The sequence below is a fragment of the Polaribacter sargassicola genome, from assembly GCF_021991835.1.
Classification (GTDB): domain Bacteria; phylum Bacteroidota; class Bacteroidia; order Flavobacteriales; family Flavobacteriaceae; genus Polaribacter; species Polaribacter sargassicola.
Genome location: NZ_JAHDAU010000084.1, coordinates 1 through 359 on the forward strand (window position 1 = coordinate 1; position 359 = coordinate 359).

1 protein-coding gene is annotated in these 359 nt (G+C 61.8%); it reads left to right on the forward strand.

Going from position 1 to position 359, the window contains the following annotated elements:
• A partial coding sequence (locus KI686_RS15935; RefSeq protein WP_237590315.1) for a hypothetical protein occupies positions 1–273 on the forward strand: 273 nt, incomplete at its 5' end.
• Positions 274–359: the final 86 nt, after the last annotated feature.

The following is a 359-nucleotide window of genomic DNA, read 5'->3' on the forward strand; positions in this document are numbered from 1 at the left end:
GGTGCGGTGCCCGCGCAGGCCGCGGAGGTCACGTGGAGTGGTTGCCGCTTCTACCCAGAGCAAGTCAACGCGTACATCGTCGGGACAACGAACGTCACCTGCGACCAGACGCAGGCAGTCATGAAGCGATTCCTTGTGTCCAACGGTACATATTCGACGTATCGGAGCGGCTGGGTCGGCATGTCGAACTCCGCGTTTGCCGAGAATCACACGGGCTACCTCACCAACAGGGGCAACGCCGTCCACTCAAGCAGCAATATCTACTGGTTCTGAGATGGCGGCGCGAGCCACTCTCGCAGCCGCATCGCTGGTCTTGTCTCTGTGTGCGCTCACTTCGTGTGCGGGGACAGGCACCGGCG